The 21,377-nt window shown below is 71.2% G+C and carries 21 protein-coding genes and 1 pseudogene; 9 read left to right on the top strand and 13 right to left on the bottom strand.

Annotated features, from left to right (window positions below; genetic code table 11):
• Positions 1-375 precede the first annotated feature (375 nt).
• Together AB5G72_RS11790 and AB5G72_RS11785 are read left to right on the top strand one after the other, a co-directional pair.
• The gene (locus AB5G72_RS11790) at positions 376-2,109 is read left to right on the top strand and encodes a sodium:solute symporter family protein (RefSeq protein ID WP_440219935.1); all 1,734 of its coding nucleotides are present in this window, start codon (positions 376-378) and stop codon (positions 2,107-2,109) included.
• A gap of 18 nt (positions 2,110-2,127) precedes the next feature.
• Positions 2,128-2,259: a putative transporter small subunit gene (locus tag AB5G72_RS11785; RefSeq protein ID WP_096907137.1), complete on the top strand. Its 132-nt coding sequence runs from the start codon at positions 2,128-2,130 to the stop codon at positions 2,257-2,259.
• A 120-nt stretch (positions 2,260-2,379) separates the two neighbouring features.
• Here AB5G72_RS11785 and AB5G72_RS11780 read toward each other — a convergent pair whose 3' ends face one another.
• The 9 genes and pseudogenes from AB5G72_RS11780 to AB5G72_RS11740 form a co-directional block, all read right to left on the bottom strand.
• Positions 2,380-3,708 carry an alpha-hydroxy-acid oxidizing protein gene (locus AB5G72_RS11780; RefSeq protein ID WP_440219934.1) on the bottom strand — a complete coding sequence of 443 codons (1,329 nt, stop codon included), beginning with the start codon at positions 3,706-3,708 and terminating at the stop codon, positions 2,380-2,382.
• 58 nt (positions 3,709-3,766) lie between these two features.
• A complete protein-coding gene (locus tag AB5G72_RS11775; RefSeq protein ID WP_440219933.1) occupies positions 3,767-4,405 on the bottom strand; it encodes an N-acetyltransferase family protein in 639 nt (212 codons plus the stop codon).
• A 44-nt stretch (positions 4,406-4,449) separates the two neighbouring features.
• Complete coding sequence (locus AB5G72_RS11770; protein ID WP_440219932.1) at positions 4,450-5,127, bottom strand: CueP family metal-binding protein; 678 nt, start codon at positions 5,125-5,127, stop codon at positions 4,450-4,452.
• A gap of 59 nt (positions 5,128-5,186) precedes the next feature.
• Positions 5,187-5,876, bottom strand: a complete 690-nt coding sequence (locus AB5G72_RS11765; protein ID WP_440219931.1) for a DUF305 domain-containing protein — start codon at positions 5,874-5,876, stop codon at positions 5,187-5,189.
• 35 nt (positions 5,877-5,911) lie between these two features.
• A complete protein-coding gene (locus AB5G72_RS11760; protein ID WP_440219930.1) occupies positions 5,912-6,352 on the bottom strand; it encodes a hypothetical protein in 441 nt (146 codons plus the stop codon).
• On the bottom strand, positions 6,349-7,047 hold the full coding sequence (locus AB5G72_RS11755) for a hypothetical protein (protein WP_440219929.1): 699 nt from the start codon (positions 7,045-7,047) through the stop codon (positions 6,349-6,351). The genes AB5G72_RS11760 and AB5G72_RS11755 overlap by 4 nt, the downstream gene beginning before the upstream one ends.
• Before the next feature lie 71 nt (positions 7,048-7,118).
• Positions 7,119-9,129: pseudogene (locus tag AB5G72_RS11750) on the bottom strand (heavy metal translocating P-type ATPase).
• Entirely contained in the window at positions 9,126-9,524 is a 399-nt protein-coding gene (gene cmtR / locus AB5G72_RS11745) for a Cd(II)/Pb(II)-sensing metalloregulatory transcriptional regulator CmtR (protein ID WP_440219928.1), read from the bottom strand. Before cmtR (AB5G72_RS11745) ends, AB5G72_RS11750 begins: the two are co-directional and overlap by 4 nt.
• A gap of 214 nt (positions 9,525-9,738) precedes the next feature.
• The gene (locus tag AB5G72_RS11740) at positions 9,739-10,968 is read right to left on the bottom strand and encodes an oxygenase MpaB family protein (RefSeq protein ID WP_440219927.1); all 1,230 of its coding nucleotides are present in this window, start codon (positions 10,966-10,968) and stop codon (positions 9,739-9,741) included.
• A 45-nt stretch (positions 10,969-11,013) separates the two neighbouring features.
• Here AB5G72_RS11740 and AB5G72_RS11735 point away from each other — a divergent pair, with 45 nt between their 5' ends.
• The 4 genes from AB5G72_RS11735 (at position 11,014) to AB5G72_RS11720 (ending at position 16,346) form a co-directional block, all read left to right on the top strand.
• Positions 11,014-11,607 carry a TetR/AcrR family transcriptional regulator gene (locus tag AB5G72_RS11735; RefSeq protein WP_440219926.1) on the top strand — a complete coding sequence of 198 codons (594 nt, stop codon included), beginning with the start codon at positions 11,014-11,016 and terminating at the stop codon, positions 11,605-11,607.
• Between the two features lie 124 nt (positions 11,608-11,731).
• Positions 11,732-12,481 (top strand): lytic transglycosylase domain-containing protein, encoded by a 750-nt coding sequence (locus AB5G72_RS11730; RefSeq protein ID WP_067713423.1) that lies wholly within the window; start codon positions 11,732-11,734, stop codon positions 12,479-12,481.
• Between the two features lie 188 nt (positions 12,482-12,669).
• Positions 12,670-14,511: an ABC transporter ATP-binding protein gene (locus AB5G72_RS11725; protein ID WP_440219925.1), complete on the top strand. Its 1,842-nt coding sequence runs from the start codon at positions 12,670-12,672 to the stop codon at positions 14,509-14,511.
• Positions 14,508-16,346: an ABC transporter ATP-binding protein gene (locus tag AB5G72_RS11720; RefSeq protein ID WP_440219924.1), complete on the top strand. Its 1,839-nt coding sequence runs from the start codon at positions 14,508-14,510 to the stop codon at positions 16,344-16,346. Before AB5G72_RS11725 ends, AB5G72_RS11720 begins: the two co-directional genes overlap by 4 nt.
• A gap of 170 nt (positions 16,347-16,516) precedes the next feature.
• Here AB5G72_RS11720 and AB5G72_RS11715 read toward each other — a convergent pair whose 3' ends face one another.
• Complete coding sequence (locus AB5G72_RS11715) at positions 16,517-16,645, bottom strand: hypothetical protein (protein ID WP_276507514.1); 129 nt, start codon at positions 16,643-16,645, stop codon at positions 16,517-16,519.
• Positions 16,646-16,776: 131 nt separating this feature from the next.
• Here AB5G72_RS11715 and AB5G72_RS11710 point away from each other — a divergent pair, with 131 nt between their 5' ends.
• Both AB5G72_RS11710 and AB5G72_RS11705 read left to right on the top strand, forming a co-directional pair.
• A complete protein-coding gene (locus tag AB5G72_RS11710) occupies positions 16,777-16,965 on the top strand; it encodes a hypothetical protein (protein ID WP_017838548.1) in 189 nt (62 codons plus the stop codon).
• Positions 16,962-17,363: a helix-turn-helix domain-containing protein gene (locus AB5G72_RS11705; RefSeq protein ID WP_007633541.1), complete on the top strand. Its 402-nt coding sequence runs from the start codon at positions 16,962-16,964 to the stop codon at positions 17,361-17,363. The genes AB5G72_RS11710 and AB5G72_RS11705 overlap by 4 nt, the downstream gene beginning before the upstream one ends.
• A 214-nt stretch (positions 17,364-17,577) precedes the next feature.
• Here AB5G72_RS11705 and AB5G72_RS11700 read toward each other — a convergent pair whose 3' ends face one another.
• The 3 genes from AB5G72_RS11700 to AB5G72_RS11690 all read right to left on the bottom strand — a co-directional run bounded on the left by AB5G72_RS11700 (position 17,578) and on the right by AB5G72_RS11690 (position 20,278).
• The gene (locus tag AB5G72_RS11700) at positions 17,578-19,479 is read right to left on the bottom strand and encodes a heavy metal translocating P-type ATPase (RefSeq protein ID WP_031265396.1); all 1,902 of its coding nucleotides are present in this window, start codon (positions 19,477-19,479) and stop codon (positions 17,578-17,580) included.
• Complete coding sequence (cmtR, locus tag AB5G72_RS11695) at positions 19,476-19,835, bottom strand: Cd(II)/Pb(II)-sensing metalloregulatory transcriptional regulator CmtR (RefSeq protein ID WP_154828184.1); 360 nt, start codon at positions 19,833-19,835, stop codon at positions 19,476-19,478. Before cmtR (AB5G72_RS11695) ends, AB5G72_RS11700 begins: the two co-directional genes overlap by 4 nt.
• An 89-nt stretch (positions 19,836-19,924) precedes the next feature.
• Positions 19,925-20,278 (bottom strand): hypothetical protein, encoded by a 354-nt coding sequence (locus AB5G72_RS11690; RefSeq protein WP_017838553.1) that lies wholly within the window; start codon positions 20,276-20,278, stop codon positions 19,925-19,927.
• Between the two features lie 269 nt (positions 20,279-20,547).
• Here AB5G72_RS11690 and AB5G72_RS11685 point away from each other — a divergent pair, with 269 nt between their 5' ends.
• The gene (locus tag AB5G72_RS11685) at positions 20,548-21,330 is read left to right on the top strand and encodes a recombinase family protein (protein WP_096907153.1); all 783 of its coding nucleotides are present in this window, start codon (positions 20,548-20,550) and stop codon (positions 21,328-21,330) included.
• Positions 21,331-21,377 lie beyond the last annotated feature (47 nt).

Here is a 21,377-nt window from a genome sequence, read left to right as displayed (position 1 = left end):
AGGGATATGACACCACTCTTAAGTTGACGGCACTCCGTTCGTTGAGCGCACACTCGCCGGGGTCGACTGCTGCCGCTTGATCCTGGGCCGTCAGCGCAGGCAGGCGCCGCAATTTTTGCGTCCGACCGCAACATTCTGGGTGTCGCTGATCTGGCAACGTTCATCCACAACATTCCCTGAGCGTCGGCCTCGCCAAAGGGGGACGTTTGGGGTTTTCCTCCATCCCGTGACCGGGTCGCAGGCCGTCGAACGGTGGGGAGCGGGCTCCATTTTGGACCTCCCGACAATGCCTCTCACCTTGGCGATTCTCAGTTTCCCGTCAGGGTTCTCTATGCTGGGCCCGTTGTTCTGACAATAAAAGAGAGAAAGGCAGATATGGATTTGCTCGGCTCTCCCGCGCTGAGTGCGACTGCGCTTGTATTGCTACTGCTGCTGTTCTACGGCGGCACCATGGTCATGTCCATGCGGATCGCTCGCAAGGACGAGAACGCTGACAACTACATGACGGCCGGTCACCGGATCGGATTCGGCATCTCGGCCGCGTCGATGACGGCCACCTGGATCTGGGCCTCGTCGATGTACGCCTCGGTCAACTCCGGCTACCTCTACGGTGTGTCGGGACCGATCCACTACGGGCTCTGGGGTGCCCTGATGATCCTGTTCATCTACCCCTTCGGCCGACGCATCCGAAAGGTCGCGCCCCAGGCTCACACCCTGGCAGAGGTCATGTTCGCCCGCCACGGGCGCTCCTCCCAGCTGATGCTGGCCGGCTCCAACATCCTGGGTTCGGTCATCTCGCTGACGTCGAACTTCATCGCCGGTGGCGCCCTGATCGCCATGCTCAGCCCGTTCAGCTTCATGCAGGGCATCATCGTGATCGCCGCCGGTGTGCTGCTCTACACGCTGTGGTCCGGCTTCCGCGCCTCGGTGCTCACGGACTTCGCCCAGGTGCTGGCCATGCTCGGCGCGGTCATCATCATCGTGCCGTCGATGTTCTTCTTTCTCGGCGGCGTCGAGGTGTTCTCCACGGGTGCGGCCAACCTCACCCCGCAGCAGCAGAACTTCTTCTCCTCGGACGCGTTCCTCAACCAGGGCGCGCCCTACATCGCGGCCGTGCTGGCTTACGCGATCGGCAACCAGACCATCGCCCAGCGCCTGTTCGCGGTGCGCGAGGACCTGATCAAGCCGACCTTCATCACGGCGACGATCGGCTACGGCGCCACGATCATCGGCATCGGCATGGTGGGCGTGCTCGCCCTGTACGCGGGTATCGATCCCGTAGACGGTGACCCCAACAACATCCTGCCGCAGGTGGCCGCCGAGTACCTGCCGGGCGTCCTGGTCGCGGTGTTCTTCATCATGATCATCGGTTCGCTGTCGTCGACCGCGGACTCCGACCTGTCGGCCATGTCGTCGATCGCCATGACCGACGTCTACGGGCAGAGCCTGCGCAGCAAGGGCAAGGTGCCCAACCCGCGCACGATGCTCATCGTGGGCCGGCTCACGATGGTCGTCGCCACGGCTGCGGCGCTGGTGTTCGCCAACATCCGCTTCAACATCCTGGACCTGTTGGTCTTCGTGGGTGCGCTGTGGGGTGCCTTGGTGTTCCCGGTGATCGCGAGCTTCTACTGGAAGAAGGTCACCAACATGGCCTTCACCGTGTCGGTTCTCGCGGCGCTCGCGGTGTTCCTGCCGACCCGTTTCGGTGCGATCCCGGACAGCGGGCTGTTGGCCTACGCCATCGAGGCCCTGGCGGTGGTCGGCGTGGGCGTGGTGCTCGGGCTGATGATCTTCGGGTTCTTCGGCCTGCGCCCGGCGCTGGTCGTCGGCGCGATCGCAGCCCTGGGCAGTGCGCCGTTCATCCTCGGTTTCCTGCGTGACTACGACACCCTGACCGCCTCGCTCGTGGCGTACGCGGTGAGCACGATCGTCTGTGCCGCGATGTCCTTCCGTAGCTCGATGGACTTCGACTTCGCCAAGATCGCCGCCCGCACCGCCGACTACGACACGGCGGAATCGGCGGAGGCCCTCGAGGCGCAGTCCGACGACGACGGCCGCGACCAGAACGTCCGAACCGATGACGACGACGACGACCTCGTCCGCGTCTAGGAAGGAAGGCAGCTGACAATGACACCGATCCTTCTCACGATCTACGTCCTGATCTGGCCCGTCATCGTGGCCGGCGTCCTCGCCGTCCTCGTCCGTGGCTTCGTCAAGGAGGCCGCCGAGGCCAGGCGCGAAGGCGACCCGATCATCTAGGTCGCCACAGAGCTGGCCCGTTGCAGAGCAGAGCCCCCGGTAGGCAGTCGCCGACCGGGGGCTCTTCTCATGCCCGAACCACGACCACGCCGAGTGCGAGCCTCGGACCGGGCGCGAGTCTCAGGCCAGGAGTGAGGCGTCGACCTCGTCCCACGAGCTGGCGCCGCTCAGCGACATGGTGAGGTCGATCTCGGCGAGCAGGTTGTCGAGCACCTCGCCGACGCCGTGTTCGCCGGCGATGGCCAGGCCGTAGACGTGGGGCCGGCCGATCGTCACCGCGTTCGCGCCGCACGCCATGGCCTTGACGACGTCGGTGCCGTTGCGGATGCCCGAGTCGAGCAGCAGTGTCGGCTCCGGGCCGACCGCCTCGCGGATCGCCACGAGGGCGTCGAGGGTGCCGATCGACCCGTCGACCTGGCGACCGCCGTGGTTGGACACCATGACCGCGTCGACACCGGCATCGAACGCCTGCCGGGCGTCATCGGGGTGCAGGACGCCCTTGAGGACGATCGGCAGCCTCGTCCGGTCCCGCAGGGTCGCCAGGTGGTCCCAGCTCAGTGCCGGGTTGGAGAACGTGTCGAGGAACGTCTGCACGGCGGCGCGGGTCTCGGGGGCGCGCAGGTTCTCCCGCGTCGAGCCCGGGTGGTTGCGCGCCATCTCGAGCAGCGTCAGCGCCGCCTGCGGGGTGACCTTGACGGCAGCGGCATCGGCATCGGCATCGGCGCCCGCCGCGGCCTCGCGCTCGACCCGCTCCGCGACCAACTGCCGGAAACGCGGGTCCGAGGTGTACTGCGCTATCCCGACGCCGCGGGTGAACGGCAGCGAACCGAGGTCGAGGTCCCACGGCCGCCACCCGAGGGTGGTGGTGTCGAGGGTGACGACCAGGGCGCCGGCGTCGATCGCCTCGGCCCGGGCGATGAAGCTGTCGACCAGCTGCTCGTCGCTGCTCCAGTACAGCTGGAACCAGCGGGGGCTGTCCTGCATCGCCGCGGCCGTGGCCTCCATGGGCGAGGAGCCCTGCGAGGAGAAGATGTAGGGCAGTCCGCGCCTGGCGGCGGCCCGGCCGACCATGACGTCGGCGTCGCGACGGATGAGTCCGGCGGCGCCGATCGGGGCCACCAGGACGGGCGCGGGGAGCGTCTGCCCGAGCACCGTGGTGGTGATGTCGCGCCGGGAGGTGTTGCGGAGCATGCGCGGCACCAGTCGCCGGCGGTCGAAGGCCTCGCGGTTGGCGGCCATCGTCTGCCCCGAGCCGGCTCCTCCGTAGACGTAGGCCCAGGCCTTCTTCCCGCCGGGTCGTCGCAGGAGCGCGCGGCGGGCGGCGGCTTCGAGCTTCTCGGCGCTGGTCGGTACCGCGGGGGTGATCCCGGAGACGCCGGAGCGGTAGATGATGTTCTGGCGCGCGCGGCCGAGGGTGTCTGTGATGGGGGTCACGAAGTCTGCCGTCATGGCCGTGAGCGTACTGAGGCGTTCGTCGCGTGCGCGGAGGAGGTGCCGCCCGGCGGGTCTACTCCGCGCTTCCGTCGGGCCGGTCGGACTGGTCCGCGCTGTCGACGGGCCGACGGACCATGGCGGTCGAGGACTGTCCGGGAAGCGTCGGCACGGAGCCCACTGCCTCGAACCCGAACCGCTCGTAGAGGCGACGGCTCGCCGGGGTGGTGGATTCGAGGAACGCTAGCGGGTTCGCGGAGTGGTCGACGACCCTCAGGCGGTGCTCCAGCAGTGCCGATCCGACGCCCTTGCCGCGGGCCAGGGGACCGGTTCCGATATCGCGGATGTACCAGTGCGGTTCGGTGGGCCGGTAGGCCTCGATCTGGAGGGTGTGCCGCGCGCCGCGGCCCAGGGGGAGCCGGCCCAGCGTCCACAGGGCCGCACCGGAGATCGCTCGCCGGGCGGTGCCCAGAGCGCCGGGCGCGGCAGGGGGCTGCCACAGGACCGCGCCGACGACGCGGCCGTCGTCCATCGCGACGTCGACCCACTGGGGGTGTCGCCGCACCCGGCGGAGGTAGTACGCGGTGAGTTTTGTGTGCCGGGTCTCGTCCTCGGGCAGCGTGACCGACCATGCGGGGTCGTCGCGGAACGCCTCGCTGAGGATGCGGGCGATCGCGGGCGCGTCGGCGCGTGTGGCGGTTCGGACGGTGACCATGGGCGGGCTCCTGGCGGGTGCGGGTCGGGTGCGGCGTCGGGCTCTTACGTCAGGTGCGCCGTGGTCAGACAGGTGAGGTCGTCGTCGCCGGTGGCGATCGGCACTGTCGAGGACTTCCCGTCGTGCTCGACTGTGAGGGTGCCGGTGAGGTCGCGGGGGAGCCACAGGCCGACGAACCCGTTGTCGTAGGCCGTGCGGGTCTCGTCGACGACCGTCTGCCCCGCCTCGTCGGTCACGGTGATGTCGACGGGCTCGCCGGCCATCTCGCCGAGGCAGGTGGTCAGACTGTGGAAGAGACAGTCGTGGGTCTGGTCCTCGTAGGGCGCGACGGCGAGGTAGAAGTGATCGTCCGGCATCGGCAGGGTCGCGATGGAGCCGCCGGCGGTGTCGGTGAGGACGAGCTCGGTCGGCTGGACCGAGGCGAGGAGGGTGGCGGGGCGCTCGGCGACGGGCATGGTGTCGAGGTGCTCGATCACCCCGCGGGCGTCCATATCGGCCAGCCCGTACCGGTCGAGGACCTCGGTCGCCGCGGCCTGTCTCGACTCGCTCTGGTTCTGTCCGCTTTGGACTTGTCCGCCCTGGTTCTGCGCGCTCTGGTTCTGCCCGCTGGGGCTCTGGTCCGCCTGGCCGGGTTGGGTGGCGCCGCAGGCGGTGAGGGTGAGCCAGCTCGCGGTGAGGGCCGCGGCCAGGGCCCGGCGACGCAGTCGAGGGGTGGTGGTCATTGCTGGGCGGGCTCCTTGTCGGGTATCACGCTGCCGGGTGCCGCGTGGCCTGTCAGGCCTCACATCGCCGCGAGCATCTCACGCATGCGCGCGATCTCCTGCTGCTGGGTGTCGATGATCGACCGGGCCAGGTCGACGGTCGGCTGATAGGTACCGTCCGATACCTCCCCTTGTGCCATGTCGATGGCGCCCTCGTGGTGGGCGATCATCTGCTCCAGGTACAACCGCGCGGCGTCGGTGCCCTCGGCGTCGAACAACTGCTGGAGCTCGTCGGCGGAGAGCATGCCGTCCATCATCGACATGTCGTTGCCCATCACGGGCATGCCGCCGCCGCCGTGACCTCGGTGGCCGTCGCGCGGGCCGGGCGGTTGTCCCCACTGGTCGAGCCAGGCCGTCATCTGATCGATCTCGGGAGCCTGTTCGGCCTTGATCTTCTCGGCGAGGGCGGTGATGTCGGCGGGGATGTCGGATTTGGCCAGGATGATGTCGCTCATCTCGATCGCCTGCTCATGGTGCGGGATCATCATCCGCACGAACATGACATCGGCGGCCGAGCGCTCACCCTCATCGGCGGGAGCGTCGGCGCCGGGTTCGGGCGGGGCGTTCGTGCCGGACTCCGCGCTGGCGTCGGCGGAGGTGCCGGCCGGGTCAGTCGCGGTCGCGGTGTCGTCTCCGCCTCCGGCGCAGGCGGTCAGGGCCAGCGCGGACGCGGTCACGGCGGCGGAGACCAAGAGCTTCGTGCGGGTCATGGCGGGTGTCCTCTCCTCGGGGATCGGGACCGTGCTCAGCCCAGGGTATGCAGAATCGCGAGTCCGAGCGCCCCGCACGCCGCGGCGACGAGAAGTGAGGCGAGCGTGCCGATGATGAACCGCTCGCTCACCGCGGGGTTCTCGCGGATCTCGGGGTATCGGCCGAGGGCCTTGATGGCCACGACCACCGCGGCGAGCTCGAAGCGGCCGGCGAGGATGGCCGCGGTGAGTCCGACGCGTTCGAGGATCCCGATCCACATCCCCCCGCGCAGGACCTCGCGGACAGCTGGGGCGGGGTCGTCGCGGCGGCGCATCACCGGAGTCCGCGTGTCGCCGCTGACCTCGATGGTCGGGGGTTCTGGCACCCGCGCCGAGCGCAGGACGAGCGACGCGATGGGCGAGCCGAGCGCGGCGGAGGCGATCAGGCTCAGCGTCACGACGATCGCGACGAGGATCCAGTCTGGCCAGCTGCTCATCGGTCGGCCTTCCCGCGCCCGCCGTCCGCGGCCTTCCCGCGCTGGCCGCTCGCCGGGCTGCCGGCCCCGCCCACGGCCGCGTCGTGCGCGCCGGCGAGCAGCCGGTCGAGCACCGGGTACGCGGCGCGCTCCTCGCGGATCTGCGACAGCCGCAGCGCTCCGGTGACCGAGGCGGGCGTGATGCCCAGCTCCTCGGCGGCGGCGACCTGGGTGGGGGAGTGGTCAACGGCGTCCACCACCCGCCACTGCGCCTCGGTGCGCCCGAGCACGAGTGGCGCGACCAGTGCCCACACCGCCTCGCAGTCGGCGGCCCACGCCGTCGCCGAGCCGCGGTCGTCCTGCGATCCGGGGTCGCTCGACACCCGTATGGCCACCGAGCCGGGGAGGCCCTTCGCGGCGTCGACGGCGTCGCGGGCGGCGAGGTAGGCGTCCCCGCGACCGGCCCTGGTCCCGGAGGAGTAGGACTCGTCGTCGACGTCTCCCGCCCCGACACCGCAGTGCCAGTCACCTTCGCGCAGGGCGACGAGCAGCGCCGACCGCACCGCGGCAGGGTCGTCGAGCAGGCCCTGGACCTCGTCTCCGGCCGTGCGCTCGAACGCGGCCGCGGTCGGGATGTCCGCCAGTGCGTCGATCAGGGCGGGTACCCGGTCGGCGCTGCTGCGGCTGCGGCGTTGGTCGATGGTCACCACGTACATGAGGCGATCGTGCCACACACCGCCGACGTAAGGTGAAAACACCTAAAACCGGCAAATTAGCCGCTATCGGCTCATTTGGCGATCTGAGGCGTTCGGGCCTCACGCACCGGCGCCGTAGCCGCAGGTGTCGACGGCATCCGCGCCGCCCGCAGCCCGTTGAGGATCACGATGACCTCGGCGATCTCGTGGACCAGGACCACCGCGGCGAGCCCGAGGACGCCGGTGATCGCCAGTGGGACCAGGGTCGTGATGAGGATCAGTGAGAGGACGATGTTCTGGTTGATGATCCGGCTGCCCCGGCGGGCATGCGCGAGGGCCCGGGGGAGGAGGCGCAGGTCGGTGCCGGTGAAGGCCACGTCCGCGGACTCGATGGCGGCGTCGGATCCGGTCGCGCCCATCGCGATGCCGACGTCCGCGGTGGCCAATGCCGGGGCGTCGTTGATGCCGTCGCCGATCATCGCCGTGGGGCGGGTGCGGGTGAGCTCGGCGATCGCGACGGCCTTGTCCGCGGGGGTGAGGTCGGCGCGGATGTCACCGATGCCGGCCTGTGCGCCGAGCGCGGCCGCGGTGCGCGGGTTGTCGCCGGTCAGCATGCTCACGCCGATGTGGTGGTCGGCCAGGGTGGCGACGACGACCAGGGCCTCCGGCCGCAGTTCGTCGCGGATGCCGATGGTGCCGATCGGGCGGCCGTCGCGGTGGACCACCACCACGGTCATGCCCTCGTGCTCCAGGGCCGTGATCTGACCGGTGAGCTCCCCGGCGGCGAGCCGGCGTGGTGAGCCCACGGTGACGAGGTGTCCGTCGACGGTGCCGCAGATCCCGTGCCCGGCGGCCTCCTCGACGTGCTCGGCGTCTTTGGTTCCCGGCCCGGAGACCCGCGAGCCTGCCGGGTCCTGCCGGGCGGCTCCGGCGAGGGCGGCGGAGGTGATGGCGGCCGCCAGCGGGTGGGTGCTGTGGCGCTCGACGGCCGCGGCCAGGGATAGCACCTCGAACTCGCTGGTGCCCGGGGTGGTGAGGACGCGGACGGCCGACGGGTCGTTGCGGGTGAGGGTCCCGGTCTTGTCCATCGCGAGGTGACGGATGGTGCCGAGCCGTTCGAACGCCGCCCCGGACTTCACGACGACACCGAACCGGCTGGCCGCGCCGATCGCGGAGACCACGGTGACGGGCACCGAGATCGCCAGGGCGCACGGCGAGGCTGCGACCAGGACGATCAGCGCGCGGGTGATCCACAGTTCCGGGTCGCCGAGCAGCGAGCCGAGGCCCGCGACGAGCAGGGCCAGCACGAGGACCCCGGGGATCAGCGGGCGGGCGATCCGGTCGGCGAGGCGGGCCCGGTCGCCCTTTTTCGGTCTGGGCACGCTCGACGAGGCCGACGATCGTGGTGAGCGTGTTGTCGGTGCCCGGGGCGGTGGTGGTGAGGTCGAGGTGGCCGGAGGTGTTGATCGAACCGGCGAGGACGCGGTCGCCCGGTGCGACCTCGACGGGGATCGACTCGCCCGTGACCGCGGAGGCGTCGACGCTGCTGTGGCCGCGGGCCACGATCCCGTCGGTGGCGACGCGCTCGCCCGGGCGGATGACGAGCGTCTCGCCGACGCGCAGGTCGGCGGTGGGGATCTCGGCGGTTCCGGCGCCCCGGCGGACGGTGGCGGTGTCCGGGACGAGTCGCAGGAGGGAGCGCAGGCCGGAGCGGGCGCGATCCATCGCCTTGTCCTCGAGCGCCTCGGCGATGGAGTAGAGGAACGCCAGCGCCGCGGCCTCCTCGACGTACCCGAGGATCGCGGCGCCCACGGCGCTGATGGTCATGAGCAGGCCGATGCCGAGCCGGCCGCTGGTGAGCAGCCCGCGGATCGCTGCCGGGGCGAACGTCGACCCGCCGAGCAGCAGGCCGATCCAGAACAGGGCCTGGCCGGCCGGTCCGGCTCCCGACCACTCTGCCCCCCACCACTCTGCCGCGAGGCCCGAGATGAACGCGACGCCGGACGCGGCCGGGATGAGGACCGCCGGGTCCTTCCACCACGGTCGGTCCTTCTCCTCGGGGTCGGCGGGCGCCGGCGCCTCGCAGCCGCACGCGGAGGTCATGACGCCCGCACCGTCGTGGTGCCCGTCGCCGGCCGTGCCCCGGGCCGGGCACCGGGCGCGCCGGCGCACGTGGGGCAGTCGGAGACCGCGCACTCGGCATCGCGGTCCACGGCGAGCGTGACGTCGAGCAGCGCGGTGAGTGCGGCCTCGAGGTGTGGGTCGGCGATCTCGTAGCGCATCTGCCGACCCTCGGCCGCGGCCACGACGATCCCGCAGTCCCGCAGGCACCCGAGGTGGTTGGAGACGTTGGGCCGGGTCAGTTCGAGTTCCCGGGCGAGGTCGGCCGGGTACCTGGGCCCCTCGAACAGGCACAGCAGGATCCGGGACCGGGTGGGGTCGGCCATCGCCCGGCCGAGCCGGTGCATCACGTCGAGGCGCGTGGCATGCGTCAGCATGTGCTGAACAGTACAGCGCACACTGAACTGACGTTGAGCCACCAGGCGGCTGTCTGGCCTCCTCGCCGCCATAGCCCGCCGACAAGAGGAATTCGTGCACCCGTCTCTCGGGCGATACGCGCGAAATCCTCTGCTCGGCAGGCAGGCAGGCAGCAGGCAGGCGGGAGGGCAGCCGGGCGCGGGTCGGGGCGGGCCCCTCAGGGGGAGTCCGGCGTCAGGTGGTGGCGGGGCGGCCGATGTCGGGCCGGGAGTCGCCGAAGGTCTCCTTGCGCTCGCGGGCCCGGACCTTCTCGCCCCACGACTCGAGCCGGGCCCGGCCCCACGGCGTGCGGTAGCGCAGGGTGTTGAGCGGGACGAGGTAGGCGTGCGCCCACGGCGGGCGGACCGGCAAGCCGAACTCCCGCATCGATTCAGGGCCGAGCAGCACGGTGAGCATGCTCAGCAGCCGCTCGTGCCCCACCCGGGCGCGCAGTCGGGGCAGCGGTCCGCTGCGGTGGCGGCGTCGTTGGGACTCCACCAGTGCCTGCGTGAGCTTCGGCCCGGCCTCGGAGATGCCGGCCTGGGACAGCAGGATGTGGTAGTTGACGCGGTGGCGTTCGCGCTCACCCTCGACCAGGTAGTGGTCGGCCACGCCCATCAGCCATCCGACGTAGCGCCACATGTGCATCACCGCGTCCGAGTCCTTACGGCTCACCGGCACACCGAGGGTTCGCACTCCGAGCAGAACCACGGCGTCGAACAGGCCGAGGGTCGAGGCCAGGTCGCTCTGGTTAATGGGCAGGCCCCAGCGCTGGCTGTCCCAGCGCGGCTCCATGGCGTTGTTGACCACCGCGTGCATGGCCCGCACGTGGCCGGTCAGTCGCCACGCTTCACCACCCGGCCGCAGCCCGTCCGGGATGGACAGGGACATGGTCCAGTGGCTGGTCTCGGCCAGGCGACGCAGCGTCGTCTCGCCGGTCAGGCCGCCGGTCGCCACCAGCAGGTCGGTGGGGCCGCCGAACCGGTAGCCGCCGATGAGGGACAGCTGTAACAGAATGTCGGCGGCGTTCTGGCCGAACCGCAGGTAGGCCGTCTGTCCCCGCTCGATCTTCTCCCAGTCGACCCAGTCCGGGGTGCCCTCGAGGTGCGCGATGTAGTCCCGCAGGATCTGAGGCGCGTCGTCGGGCAGGCCGGCCGAGCCGGAGTGCAGCGCCTCATCGAGCTGGCGGCGGGTCACCGCGCCGGGCTCGCCGGACCGCAGCCGCATGGCGCGGGCGAGCTGATCGCCCAGATCGTCGCGCTCGAAGTAGTCGCGACCGATCCGGTCCATGAGCTTCTCGTCGAGGTGGCCCACGCCGGCGATGGACTTGAGGGCGCGTCCGAGGCGACGGCCACGCCCCTCGCCCTCGCGGAAGCGCTGGGGGTACGGCATCACGGGTGCTGTCTTTTCGGGCGTCACGGTCATGACATGACTATGACGCGAGTTTTTACTCGCATACAATTCGCGTCTATGAGAAGGGTGCCCAAGCAGGCGAGATCCCGCGCGATGGTGGAGCGGATCGTGGAGGCTGCTCGCGTTGTGCTCGTGCGCGACGGCTACGAGTCGTTCACCACCAACCGCGTCGCCGACGAGGCGGAGGTCAGCCCCGGCTCGCTGTACCAGTACTTCCCGGACAAGTCCGCGCTGGTCGCGGTGGTCATGGACCGGTGGTCGGCGGAGATTTCCGACCGGGTCGCGGCATCGCTCTCGGCCACGGGCCCGGTCGACGTGAAGAGCCCGGCGACGGCCCGGTCGATCGCCGACGCCCTGCTCACCGCGCTCGAGGCCGACGCCGGACTGCTGCGCATCATGTGGGAGGAGCTGCCCGCGGTGCGGCACCGGGCGGCGCAGCACGCCCTGGAGCAGCGGGTCCGCGAACTCCTGGCGGTCTACCTCGCGGCCGCCGGCGCCACGACCGGGGACCCGGCGGCCCGCGCGTGGGTGATCGTCATGGCCGTGGAGAACATCGCCGTGCGGTGGGTGCTGGACCGTCCCGCCATTAGCCGGGACGCGCTGCTCGACGAGCTCACCACGCTGGCCGGGGGCTTCGGCGCCCGCAGCTGACCGCGGCGGGCCCGCCGCTTACCTCGGCGCCCGCGGCTGCCCGGACGCGCGAGGCGCCGGCCCGCCGGGAATCGGGGGATACCCCGACGCGCTGCCGGGCCCCGCTCGGGCAGACTTGAGCGCGATGCCCACCCTGACCCCCCGCGCCACCGCGAGTCTCGCGGGCCTGGTCGCCGTTGCCGTGTTGTCGTCGTCGTGCTCCTACGGGCCCACCCGCGAGGCGCCGACGCCCATCCCCCCGGGCATCCCGCCCGCCGCCGGGGCCCCGGTGCCGAGCGTCGACATCAACGCGCCCGGCCGCACCTCCGACCAGCTGCGCGAGTGGGCGGCGGGCCTCAACGAGCCGATGAATATCCCTGTCGCCGCACTCGCTGCCTACGGCAACGCCGCCGAGACCATGCGGCAGACCCGTCCCGAGTGCAACCTCGCCTGGACGACGCTCGCCGGGATCGGGCACGTGGAGACGCGGCACGGCCGGTACCGCGGGGCGTCATTGAGTGACGACGGCTACGCGCTCCCGCCGATCATCGGCATCAAACTCGACGGCTCGCCCGGCTTCGCCGACATTCCCGACACTGACGGCGGCGAGCTGGACGGCGACACCGAGAACGACCGGGCCGTCGGGCCCATGCAGTTCATCCCCGAATCGTGGCGCAAGTACGGCGTCGACGCCAACGGAGACGGGCGCGCCGATCCGAACCAGATCGACGACGCCGCCGTGTCCGCCGCGCGCCTGCTGTGCACCAACGGGGGAGACCTCTCGCAGGCCGAGAACTGGCAGCGGGCCGTGCTCGCCTACAACGCGTCGCGCGAGTACGTCATGGACGTGCGCGACGCGGCGGCCGCCTACTCGGTGGGGACGACCGCGCCGTAAGGGGGCGCAGTAGGCGACGCCACGCTGCGTGCTGCCTCACCCATCGGGATGCGCCTGACCTACGGGGCCCCGCAGGTGAGGCGCAATCCGACAGGTGAGGTGTGGGCGCCGCTGTGGGCGCGCCGCGAACTACGCTGCTGAGTCGGCCGAGTTTGCAGGCGATCACCAACGGCGGGAGTCCCACACCCATGTCAGCACCGATGTCGACGCGCCGGCAGTCCGCGGGCGCCCCGACCACGGCGGATGCGCCGACCACCGCCAACGGGCTCCTGCTGCGCGCGGTCCGGCGCCGCCGGCACCTGGTGGTCCCCGGCCTGGTGCTCATGACCCTGTGGCAGCTGTGTGAGGCGCTGGTGCCCATCGCGATCGGCGTGATCGTCGACGTCGCGATCATCCCGCTCGACCGGTGGGCCCTGCTGTGGTCGGTCGTCGGGCTCATCGCGCTGTTCACCGTGCTCAGCCTCGGCTACCGGTTCGGCGCGCGGATGAGCAACCGGGCCCTGCAGGAGGAGGCGCACGATCTGCGGGTCGAGGTGACGCGGGTGCCGCTGACCCGGCGGCGCGCGATGGACGGTGCGAGCTCCGGTGACGTGCTCTCGGTGTGCTCGGCCGACGCCGACGTGGCCGCGTTGGTCTTCCGGCAGATCGCGCTGGGCGGGTCCGCGGTGATCAGCATCGTGGGGATCTCGGTCTACCTGTTGTGGACCGACTGGCTGGTCGGGCTCATCGTGCTCATCGGCGTCCCGCTCAGCCTGGTGCTGGTCGCCCTGCCCAGCCGCGCCATCTCCCGGCACAGCACCGCCCAGCAGGCCGCGATCGGGCGGGCGAGCAGCCGCGCGACCGACATCATGGCGGGCCTGCGTGTGCTCAAGGCCGGCGGCGGGGAGCGCTGGGCCGCAGAGCAGTACCGCACGGCGTCCGAGGAGGCGGCCGCGGCGGGGATCGTCACCGCCGAGCGGACGGGGCGGGTCCAGGGGATCGGCTCGCTCGGGATGGCCGTGGTCCTGGCGCTGGTCCTGCTGGCCGCCGGTTACCGGGTCCTGGCGGGGGAGATGGAGATCGGCACGCTCGTCTCCGTGGTGGGCGTGGCCGTCTTCTTCGAGGAGCCGGTCCGGATGATCACCCAGATGGTGTCGATCTCCGCCCGGTCCCACGGCGCGGCGCAGCGGCTCGTCGACCTGCTGGGGTCGGCGCCGGTCGACGACTCCGGCGACGAGGTCCCCGCGGGGACGCGGTTGGAGGTGCGGGGGCTGGCACTGCCCGACGGCCGCCCGCTCGACCTGGAGGTGGCCGAAGGTGAGGTCGTCGCGCTCGTGGCCGATCAGCCCGCCGCCGCGAACGCCGTCACCCTGGCGATCGCCGGGCACGGCGACGGGGCCGACGCCGTCCTGGTGGGCGGGCACCGACGCAGTCACCTGGCACCCGCCATCGCCGAGCATCTCGTCGCCGCGCCGCACCGAGTGGACCTGTTCGTCGGCACCATCCGTTCCAACATCGCGATGAAGCACGTCGGCGCGGGGGACGACGACGAGCTCGGTGGCCCGGGGGGCGGCGGTTCGGGACATGGCGGCCCGGGGGACGACGACGAGCTCGGTGAGTCCGGTGCCGGTGGCGAGGCCGCCACCCCGATTACCCGTGAGGTCCTGCGCGCCTCGGCCGTCGCGGAGATCATCGAGCACCTGCCCGACGGGCTCGACCACGCGGTGCAGGAGGGCGGCCGGAACCTCTCCGGCGGTCAGCGGCAGCGGATCGCGCTCGCCCGCGCCCTCCACGCGGACCCGGACGTGCTGGTGCTCCACGAACCGACCAGTGCGGTCGACGCCGTCACCGAGTGGGAGATCGCCCAGGCCGTCCGCCGACTGCGGACGAGTCGGCCGCGGCAGGCCACGCTGATCGTCACGTCGTCGCCGCCGTTCCTCGCGACCGCCGATCGGGTGGTCCACCTGCCCCGCAGCGGCGAGGCGCGCTCGGGCACCCACCTCGAGCTGCGCGACGCGTCGGCCTCCTACCGGACGGCGGTCGACCGATGAGCACAACCGAGACGGGGACGACCCGCGGGATGACGAACACCACCACCGCCACCGCCGCGGACGGCCCGGACGGCTCGGGCGCGGCGGGGTCCCCCGGCGCGTTGCCGCTGGCGACGGGCCGCGAGTCCCTGGCCGTCCTGTGGCCGCTGCTCCGGCAGCGGCGCGGGTACCTGGCGCTGGTGTGCCTGGCCGGGCTGATCGGATCCGTGGCGGGCCTCGTCGCGCCGTGGGTGATCGGCCGGCTCGTCGATGACCTGCCCGGCAGCGAGGACTACACCGCCGTGTGGATCGGCGCGGGCGCGATCGCCATGGCCGGCATCGTGGGCGCCGGCTGCACCTGGGCCGGCCAGGCCTGGCTCGCCCGGCTCACCGAACCGACCGTCGCCCGTCTGCGCGAGATGGTGATGGACCGCTCCCTGCGCCTGGGCGCGGCGCAGATGGAGACGACCGAGACCGGTGACCTCGTCTCCCGCGTCGCCGAAGACGCCCGCGAGATCAGCCAGGCCGCGACCGCCGTGATCCCGCTCGTCGTGCAGTCGGCGTTCACGGTGATCGTGTCCGGGGTGGGGCTGGCCACGGTCGACTGGCGGCTCGGGCTGGTGGGGCTGCTCGCGCTGCCGATGTACTGGACGACCCTGCGCTGGTACCTGCCCCGGTCCGGCCCCATCTATGCCGCCGAGCGCGCCGCCTTCGGCACCCGGGCCAGCCGTCTCCTCGGGGGCATCTCCGGGTCCCGCACCCTGCACGCCTACGACGCCCAGGACTCCGAGCTGGAGCGGATCACCGCCGCGTCCGCCCGCGCCCGGGACCTGTCCATCGAGGTGTTCCACTTCGTCACCCGCGCCTTCAGTCGCAACAACCGCGCCGAGGTCACCGTCCTCGGGCTGCTGCTGGTCGTGGGGTTCTTCCTCGTGGACGCCGGCGTCATCACCGCCGGCGCCGTGACCACCGCCGCGTTGCTGTTCCATCGCCTGTTCAACCCGATCGGCGCGCTGGTCGGCATGGTCGATCAGGTCCAGTCCGCCGGTGCCTCGCTGGTGCGGATGGTCGGAGTCATCACCATGGAGGTGCCCGAGCGCTCCGCCACGCTGCACTCCACCGCCGCCGGGCCCGGCCCGCTCGAACTCACCGGCGTCACCCACTCCTACGGCCAGGGCGCTCCGGCACTCTTCGACGTCGACCTGACGCTCGCGCCCGGCGAGGTGGTCGCGGTGGTCGGGTCCACGGGCGCCGGCAAGAGCACCCTGGCTCTGGTCGCCGCCGGGTCGGTGATCCCGACGCGGGGGAGTGCGCGACTGGGCGGGGTCCCGCTAGCCGACGTGGACCCGGTCGAGCTGCGGCGGCACGTCACGATGGTCTCGCAGGAGGTCCACACCTTCGCCGCCACCGTGGCCGAGAACGTTCGCGCGACCCGGCCCGAGGCCGGCCTCGCCGAGGTCCGCGCCGCGCTGCGGACCGTCGGCGCGGACTGGGTCGACGCCCTGCCCGACGGCATCGACACCCTCATCGGCGAGGGCGGGCACGCGCTCGATCCCATGCAGAGTCAGATGATCGCCCTGGCCCGCGTCGAGCTGGCCGGCCCGGACGTGGTGATCCTCGACGAGGCCACGGCCGAGGCCGGGTCCGCCGGAGCCCGCCGCCTGGACGCGGCCGCCGCAGCGGTGCTCCGCGACCGGGCCGGACTGGTGGTGGCGCACCGGCTGAGTCAGGCCGCGGCCGCCGACAGGATCCTGGTGATGGACCACGGCCGGATCGTCGAATCCGGCACGAACGACGAGCTGCTCCGCGCGGACGGGCGGTACGCCGAACTCAGCCGGGCGTGGTTCGGGGCGTGAGGTCGGTAGGTGGCGGACTGCGAAGTCGGTTGTGGTGCGCGCGCCGCGAAGGGTGACGACATCCACGGCCGCAGCGGCCTGCCGGTGAGGAGTACGGACTCTGCGGCTCGAACAGAGCCGTGCTCACGTGGCTTACGGTTCGCAGGAGCAGCGCCCGGCTGTCAGCGCGCCTAACCGAGCTCGTCCGCCACTCGGACGGCGGGAATCCACTCGATACCGAATACCCGGGCCACCTCGGAGAAGGTGGAGGCGTCCGCATCTGTGCTCGTGGCCGAGGCGATGAGACGGGACAGCATCACCGTCCCGGCCCGCTCCTCGATCGTGCCCGCCGCCGCCAGGAGCGTTATGTGACTATTTTAGAACTGTTGGGTGCTTGCAGATCTGCGTACCCGGCAGGAGCGGTGCCCGCACAGTCGTAGCACCGGGCACGATGGCGACCATGTACCTCATCGGGACCGGGCCGAGTGAGTTGCACGCTCACATCGACCTCGACCGTCGCCTGCAAAACCTCGGACTCCTCGACGGGGCCGAGGCGTCCGTGGTGTCGGCCGCCCAGGAGGACGGGCACTGGTCGGTCGTAGCTGAGATCCGACCCGACACGGAGGGGGAGGGGCAATGACGCCAACTGAGGCGAGGTCACTGGGGCGGGCCATCCGCACCGTTCGTCTGGAAGCCGGGCTGACGCAGCTCAGGCTGGCGCTCGCCGTCGGCGTAAGCGGGAGCCACATGAGCATTTGTGAACGGGGCCAGGTCCCCGCCGCCCGAGGCCGTCCGGCTCACCCTCCGACAATGAACCGCGAGCAGTTCGCAGCCATCGCCGATGCTCTGGGTTGCACCGCTGCGTACATCGCCGACCGCGCAGCCCTGTCGGCCACCACTCGAGTGAGTCTCGGCCTTCAACCGCTCGGCCCCTCCCGCACTCTCGTTGCGGGGATCGCATACGACCTCACCGACGCCGAAGCAGACAGGGCCGCCGACTTCATCTCCGGCCTCATCGCCGCCCGCGACCTGCACTGACAACCGGTGTCGGAGGCCCCGGCTACGGTGCCGGCGTGGACGAGCTGGTGGACCGAATCCGACACGCGGCCGACCAGACAGGCGAGGCGCACTTCCTCGAGCTGCTGCGCTGGCACCGCGTCGTCGCCGGCCTCGGCGAACCCGACTGGGGCGCCCGCGGCGCCTACCGGATCGCCATAGCACATGTCGGAGTTATAGCACTCGATGATCCCTCCTACTTCCTCGTCCTGGCGGCGCGGAGCCCGTTGAGGATCACTATCACCTCGGCGATCTCGTGCACGAGCACCACCGCTGCGAGGCCGAGTACGCCGAACAGGGCCAGCGGCAGCAGCGCGGTAATGATCAGCAGGGACAGGATGATGTTCTGGTTGATGATGTGCCTGCCGCGGCGGGCGTGGTCGAACGCGCGCGGGAGGAGTCGCAGGTCGTGGCCGGTGAAGGCGACGTCGGCGGACTCGATCGCGGCGTCGGAGCCGGTCGCGCCCATGGCGATGCCGATGTCCGCGGCGGCCAGGGCGGGGGCGTCGTTGATGCCGTCGCCGATCATCGCGACCGAGCCGTGCCTGCTCAGCTCGCTGATGGCGGCGGCCTTGTCCTCGGGACGCAGCTCCGCGCGCACGTTTTCGATCCCTGCCTGCGCGGCCAGCGCGCGGGCGGTGCGGGCGTTGTCGCCGGTGAGCATGGTCACCCCGACGCCCTGGGCCGCGAGGGTGCGCACGACCTCGGGAACCTCGGGGCGCAGCTCGTCACGGACCCCGATCGCGGCGACCGGGACCCCGTCGCGGTGCACGATCACGACGGTCATGCCCTGCTCCTCCAGTCCCGCGACCTGGTCCTTAAGCGTCCCCGCGTCCAGCCAGCGAGGGCTGCCGACGGTGACCCGGGCCCCGTCGAGGGTGCCTTCGATGCCGTGCCCGGCCTGCTCGGTGACCTCCAGGGCGGCGGGAGCTCCGGGCGAGGCGGCGGTGATCGCGGCGGCCAGCGGGTGGGTGCTGTGCTGCTCCAGCGACGCCGCCCACGCCAACGCCTGCGCCTCGTCCACGCCGTCCGTGGTGAGCACGGCGGTGACGGCGGGCTCGTTGCGGGTGAGGGTGCCGGTCTTGTCGACGGCGACGTGGCGGATCACGCCGAACCGTTCGAAGACCGCGCCGGACTTGATGATCACGCCGAATCTGCTCGCCGAGCCGATCGCGGCGACGACGGTCAGCGGGACCGAGATCGCCAGCGCGCACGGCGACGCGGCGACGAGCACCACGAGGGCGCGGGTGATCCACAGCTCGGGGTCGCCCAGCAGCGAGCCGATGACCGCGACAAGAGCGGCGAGGATCAGCACGCCAGGCACGAGCGGCCGGGCGATGCGGTCGGCCAGGCGGGCGCGGTCGCCCTTCTCGGCCTGCGCCTGCTCGACCAGCTCCACGATCGTGGTCAGCGAGTTGTCCGTGCCCGCCGCGGTCGTCTCGACCTCCAGGGCACCGGCGGTGTTGATCGCCCCGGCCGACACCGCGTCGCCGGGCTCGACCTCGACCGGGATCGACTCGCCGGTGATCGCGGAGGTGTCCAGGCTCGACCGGCCTGTGCGGACGATGCCGTCGGTCGCGATCCGCTCACCGGGGCGCACCAGCATGAGCAGCCCGACCTGGAGGTCCTTCGCGGCGACCTCCGCGGGCGCGCCGTCCCGCCGGATGGTCGCGGTCTCCGGGACGAGCTTGAGGAGAGCCCTCAGCCCGCCGCGGGCGCGGTCCATGGCCTTGTCCTCCAGCGCTTCGGCGATGGAGTACAGGAACGCCAAGGCGGCGGCCTCCTCGACGTAGCCGAGAATCACCGCGCCGACCGCGCTGATCGTCATTAGCAGGCCGATGCCCAGCTTGCCCTTGAACAGCTTGCGGATCGCGCCGGGCGTGAACGTCGACGCGCCCAGCAGCAGGCCGATCCAGAACGCCACCAGCGCCGGGACCTCTGCCCCTGTCCATTCCAGGACCAGGCCCGTGCCGAAGGCGACGCCGGAGAGCACCGGGACCATGATCCCGCGGTCACGCCACCACGGACGCTCCCGCTCCTCCTCGGCCTCCTCGCCGACCCGGGTCTCCGGCTCGTCGCAGCCGCACGCCGCGCTCACGCGCCCGCTCCCGTCCCGCAGCAGCCCGGCACAGTGCACTCGGCGTCCACGCACGGCGCGTGCTCGTCCACGGCCAGCGTCACGTCCACCAGCGCCGTGAGCGCCGCCGCGAGGTGCGGGTCGGCGATCTCGTAGCGCGTCTGCCGACCCTCGGGCTCGGCGACCACGATCCCGCAGTCGCGCAGGCACGTCAGGTGGTTCGACACGTTCGAGCGCGTCAGCTCCAGCTCGCGCGAGAGCACGGCCGGGTAGCTCGGCCCGTCCAGCAGGGTCATCAGGATCCGGGAGCGCGTCGGGTCCGCCATGGCCCGGCCCAGCCGGTTCATGACGTCGACGCGAGAAGCAATAGTCAGCATGCACTGAACTATACAGTAGTGGCTGACCTATTGTCACTCTGGGGAGTTCTGCCGCACGCGCTCCGCGCGCTTGCCCTCGGGAGCTGGGGTCACCTCCGCCAGCGGGGCCATGACGGCATCCCGCGGCCCTTCCACGTCTCCGCGAGGCCGACGACCCAGCGGGCGGAGGCGAAGAGGGCGTAGCCGGCCCCGGCGAGGCCAGCGCCGACTACGAGCCACCGCCCGATGCCGAGCCACACGCTCCCGTCCACGTCCAGCGCCCACTGAGCACCCGTGATGAGGCCCGCTGCGGCCATCCAGACGCCCGCGACCAGCATCGCGAGCGGCACGAGCGCGAGGAGCATCGCGGCGGCGGCGCTCCAGAGCTGGCGCGCCTCAACCTTCGCTGTCGCGGCGATGATCCGCTCGGCCCGCTCGTTCGCGGCGTCGAGGTTCGCCGTCATCGTGGTCGAGGCATCCCCGGCGGGCCCTCCTGACGGCCCCGCCATGACCCCTAGCGCCCCGATAGGGCGGTGTTCCCTACAGAATCCCTGGCCCGAGCTGCCCGCAGCCTTACAGGGAGAGCAGGCTGTCCATCTGGGGTACACCCGTGTGGGACGACAACCCGCCAACCATTGTTGCTGTGTCGCAGGGTCTAGTTCGACACATATGACACGTCTTCCCGTCGGGTCTAAGATCTATTGATACATATTCCGGGCGAAAGGGTCTCCTCATGGCTGATCGAATCGGGACGCTCTTGAACCGTTCGGGTGATGGTGGCGAGGAGGTGCTCATCGTCAGCCGCGGGAAGGAGCGGACTCGGTTCCGGCGTCGGGACGAGTTGGGTTGGAACTTTCGGGTGGAGTCGACGGACTCGGAGAACGTCGTCGAGGTAACGCCAAAACCGAAGCCGGCTTCGAAGCCGGCTCGCCGGGCCTCGCGTCCTCGTGGGCAGCGAGTGGCGTACGTGCGGGTGTCGGCCGCGGATCAGAATGAGGCGCGTCAGCTCGAGGCGGTGGGGGAGTGCGATCAGGTCTACGTGGAGAAGCAGTCGGCTCGCTCGCGCGCCGATCGCGTGAAGCTCGAAGAGTGCATCAGGTACCTGCGAGACGGGGACGAGCTGGTTGTCGCCTCGATGGACCGTCTCGCCCGTTCCCTGGTTGATCTCAAGCAGATCGTCGGCGAGATCACCGCGAAGGGCGCGAGTGTGGAGTTCGTTCACGAGCGGGCCACCTATGCCGCCGGCGCCCAGGATCCTCGAGCGGATCTGATGCTGTCGCTGCTGGGGGCGTTCGCCGAGTTCGAGCGGGCCATTATTCGTGAACGCCAGGCTGAAGGCATCGCCATCGCCAAGACGAAGGGAAAGTACAAAGGGCGCAAACGCGTCCTGACCGACGAACAAATCGGCAAGGCCCGCGCCCGCATCGAGGCGGGGGAGGGGCCGTCGGCGATCGCCCGCGATCTCGGAGTCGGCCGGTCCACGCTGTACCGCGCCCTGCAACGTCGGCCTTCGTAGCCATCGATGATCGGCCTGTCTGCGCTGTTCAGGGACCAACCTGCAAG

This window comes from Dietzia sp. MNB45 (assembly GCF_051994785.1).
Taxonomy (GTDB): domain Bacteria; phylum Actinomycetota; class Actinomycetes; order Mycobacteriales; family Mycobacteriaceae; genus Dietzia; species Dietzia kunjamensis.
Note: the sequence above shows the minus strand (reverse complement) of the source record. Positions and strands in the feature narration are given on the sequence as shown.

What these genes read in the sequence shown, in the direction of transcription:
- AB5G72_RS11785 (WP_096907137.1), top strand. Translation starts at nt 2,128, where the DNA reads ATGACACCGATCCTTCTCACGATCTACGTCCTGATCTGGCCCGTCATC.
- AB5G72_RS11705 (WP_007633541.1), top strand. Translation starts at nt 16,962, where the DNA reads ATGACGCCAACTGAGGCGAGGTCACTGGGGCGGGCCATCCGCACCGTT.
- AB5G72_RS11690 (WP_017838553.1), bottom strand. Translation starts at nt 20,278, where the DNA reads ATGACGGCGAACCTCGACGCCGCGAACGAGCGGGCCGAGCGGATCATC.
- AB5G72_RS11720 (WP_440219924.1), top strand. Translation starts at nt 14,508, where the DNA reads ATGAGCACAACCGAGACGGGGACGACCCGCGGGATGACGAACACCACC.
- AB5G72_RS11770 (WP_440219932.1), bottom strand. Translation starts at nt 5,127, where the DNA reads ATGACCACCACCCCTCGACTGCGTCGCCGGGCCCTGGCCGCGGCCCTC.
- AB5G72_RS11765 (WP_440219931.1), bottom strand. Translation starts at nt 5,876, where the DNA reads ATGACCCGCACGAAGCTCTTGGTCTCCGCCGCCGTGACCGCGTCCGCG.
- AB5G72_RS11760 (WP_440219930.1), bottom strand. Translation starts at nt 6,352, where the DNA reads ATGAGCAGCTGGCCAGACTGGATCCTCGTCGCGATCGTCGTGACGCTG.
- AB5G72_RS11710 (WP_017838548.1), top strand. Translation starts at nt 16,777, where the DNA reads ATGGCGACCATGTACCTCATCGGGACCGGGCCGAGTGAGTTGCACGCT.
- AB5G72_RS11730 (WP_067713423.1), top strand. Translation starts at nt 11,732, where the DNA reads ATGCCCACCCTGACCCCCCGCGCCACCGCGAGTCTCGCGGGCCTGGTC.
- AB5G72_RS11790 (WP_440219935.1), top strand. Translation starts at nt 376, where the DNA reads ATGGATTTGCTCGGCTCTCCCGCGCTGAGTGCGACTGCGCTTGTATTG.
- AB5G72_RS11735 (WP_440219926.1), top strand. Translation starts at nt 11,014, where the DNA reads ATGAGAAGGGTGCCCAAGCAGGCGAGATCCCGCGCGATGGTGGAGCGG.
- AB5G72_RS11740 (WP_440219927.1), bottom strand. Translation starts at nt 10,968, where the DNA reads ATGACCGTGACGCCCGAAAAGACAGCACCCGTGATGCCGTACCCCCAG.
- cmtR (WP_440219928.1), bottom strand. Translation starts at nt 9,524, where the DNA reads ATGCTGACGCATGCCACGCGCCTCGACGTGATGCACCGGCTCGGCCGG.
- AB5G72_RS11755 (WP_440219929.1), bottom strand. Translation starts at nt 7,047, where the DNA reads ATGTACGTGGTGACCATCGACCAACGCCGCAGCCGCAGCAGCGCCGAC.
- AB5G72_RS11725 (WP_440219925.1), top strand. Translation starts at nt 12,670, where the DNA reads ATGTCAGCACCGATGTCGACGCGCCGGCAGTCCGCGGGCGCCCCGACC.
- AB5G72_RS11685 (WP_096907153.1), top strand. Translation starts at nt 20,548, where the DNA reads ATGGCTGATCGAATCGGGACGCTCTTGAACCGTTCGGGTGATGGTGGC.
- AB5G72_RS11780 (WP_440219934.1), bottom strand. Translation starts at nt 3,708, where the DNA reads ATGACGGCAGACTTCGTGACCCCCATCACAGACACCCTCGGCCGCGCG.
- cmtR (WP_154828184.1), bottom strand. Translation starts at nt 19,835, where the DNA reads ATGCTGACTATTGCTTCTCGCGTCGACGTCATGAACCGGCTGGGCCGG.
- AB5G72_RS11775 (WP_440219933.1), bottom strand. Translation starts at nt 4,405, where the DNA reads ATGGTCACCGTCCGAACCGCCACACGCGCCGACGCGCCCGCGATCGCC.